The organism is Dehalobacter sp. (assembly GCA_023667845.1).
In the GTDB taxonomy this organism is placed as follows: domain Bacteria; phylum Bacillota; class Desulfitobacteriia; order Desulfitobacteriales; family Syntrophobotulaceae; genus Dehalobacter.
In genome coordinates, this window is record JAMPIU010000183.1 from 1 (window position 1) to 2504 (window position 2504).

A 2504-nucleotide genomic window follows, 5' to 3' on the forward strand; every position below is an offset into this window, starting at 1 on the left:
GTTAGTCCAATTTTTGCTCGGTCAAGCCAATCACCTCCTTATTGTAACCTAAGCGGGAAAGGATGAGAGGCACGGTGATTAGCCGTGCCTCTCATCCTGCCTATTATAGTAGCAATTTTTGCACAAGCATGCCCAGCGCCGCAGTACCGTCACTGCCCTGCAGACACATCCCATGGGTTTACCGCCTTTTTCTTAACTAATAATTATATTGGATACAAAGGGGCATTTTTATGTCAAAGAAAGCTAAAAGACACCTGATCCTAATAATCATTTTAGCTATGTGTATCCTAACAATAGCTCAGGCCGCTCCTTATACGGAAAATCCCAACATAAAAGAACTGATGGCATATGGGGTAAGTCCAGAGAAACTCCAAAGATTATCAGATCTTGAAATTGACAGTTTACTAAAAGAAGCATTAGCTAATCATTTTACCAGTGATCAAGTTCATCAATACGTAGAAGGCTTATTAACTATGCCCACTGAGCAAAGTGAGAATATTTCTTATGAATATGAAAACGGCTGCTTTATCACTCCCCATGGCCCTATCCCCGATCTATTAGCACATATTGTTCATTCATCAGAGGAGGAACTTGCTCCATATGACTCCACTGTAAGCGTACTAAGCATAGAGTATCCTCTGCCCCATGCCAGCCATGTCACCCTTGGTGATAATTCTGTAATCTGGATAAGTGAAGGTGTCGTATATATTTGGAATGGTGATGTTATTAGCAATTTTGCTTTGCCGTTACAAGGCAAGACTATTGTAGATATTGCCTGGCATGACGGCTCTCTTTTTTATCTTGATGATACAGGCGGCATTCATAAAGTCTGGTACGACAACTACGATTATTTCTCCAGTCTATCTGAAATTTTCCACGTTGATCAATTCACTTTAGAACAATCTTCCCTGATAAGCTGCGGCGGAAAGCTCTGGCTCTCGGCAGCTATCATCTATTCATCCGGTGACAAAAGTCAACTGGATCGGATTGCTTACAGCGGTTTAGTCGATGTTTACGCCAATACTGTTGTTGCCCTTGAAGGTCAGGCTGATACGATTAAATATGCCACAGCTAATGAAGATGGCAGCATAAATTTCCTAATGACCAGGGTCTTCCCGATCATGCCAAATCCCCTCCCCATAGAAGCAAAGGAAAACAGCTATTGGATTACGATCAATTCAGCTGATGAGATCACTATTGAGCCGGCAGCTGACAAGGGGCTCGTTAACAGGGAAAGGCAATATTTTTTGGCCCAGGACGGAACACTATGGCGCTTTGATGCCAAGCCCGGAATAACAGCGGTAAAACCCGACGGCACAGAAGTTTCTTTTGTACCTGCCGGCTCTCTTCCCCAAAATGATATTACCCTGCTTTTTAACGGAACAAAGGTCGGCTTTGATGCATCACTATATATAGAAAAGGGATGCCCGGCAGGTTAAGAAAGGATCTGGATGTAATGATATCTATTACCAAAAAACCTTTATTGATCTTTATTCTTTCTCTTGCTCTATTTAGCTTGCTTGTCGGCTGCAGCCCAAAAGAAGCATACCAATTATACGAGCTGGACTTTGACGTCTCGCAGTATGGGACTGACGATATTCAAATTCTGGCTATGGGTAAAGAGCACTTTCTATATGGCGTAAGCCGGGTCCTTTATAATGAAACAGGCTCAGGCTATACAACGGTCTTGGGCGCCTATCGCTATACCTACGATGGCCGCCATATCCCTTTGATGGAAGCTGATGATAGGAATAGCTACCCCAACCATTTCTTCCATTCCGGCGTGATCAACGGCGAAAACTATGCTTTCAGCCTGATCAGGCCCGACATTGATGCGGATTACTATTATACAGAGGTTTTTGCAGGCGCCGGCCAGGGTCCGGCAAATTCCATTTATGTTGGCAAAAGCTATTTCAGCCATCTGCCCAAATTTATTTCTTTGAACGACAAGATTTATTTCATAACCAGCAAAGAATCCCAAAGCATCATCTTATACGATACCGAATCAGAGTTCAGATCAATAATAGGCAGAGAAATGCAGCTCAATTACGAAGGTAAAGAATTCCGGCTGCTGTCCACGGAAGATATCTCATCTAATAATAAGGAAATTCTTCTCCCTTTAGAAAACGGCGGCAAAGGCTACTACGGCATCCATAATGGCGCCGAGCTTACCTTGGTTTGGCAGGCAGACAGGGAATATCTTATGGCCGGCCTTCTGGAAAAGGGCTTGCTGGCCTGCCGGCACCCCGAAAAGGGCGCCACAGCATCGCAAGAGATCTATTATGACAAGGTTTTCCTATATTCTCAATCTGAAAGCCAGCTTAAAAAGGTTCTGCCGGAAGGCTATTATCACAACCTGGTATCCGATGGAAAAAGCAACGCTTTAGTTATTGAACGTGATGATTTTTTGGAGTCAAAGATAGTTTTGCAGCATATTTGGCTCACTCCCGAAGAGCGCATAGAGGCTGCCGCCGTCCCCTTACCGGCAGGCCTTTCTACAGAAA

The 2504-nt window shown here is 44.0% G+C and carries 2 protein-coding genes; both read left to right on the top strand.

The genetic code is table 11. The features are described 5' to 3' along the window. Window positions 1–230 precede the first annotated feature (230 nt). Window positions 231–1439, top strand: a complete 1209-nt coding sequence (locus NC238_15525; GenBank protein ID MCM1567317.1) for a hypothetical protein — start codon at window positions 231–233, stop codon at window positions 1437–1439. A gap of 17 nt (window positions 1440–1456) precedes the next feature. Beyond that, the coding region (locus tag NC238_15530) for a hypothetical protein (GenBank protein ID MCM1567318.1) at window positions 1457–2504 on the top strand (1048 nt) is incomplete at its 3' end.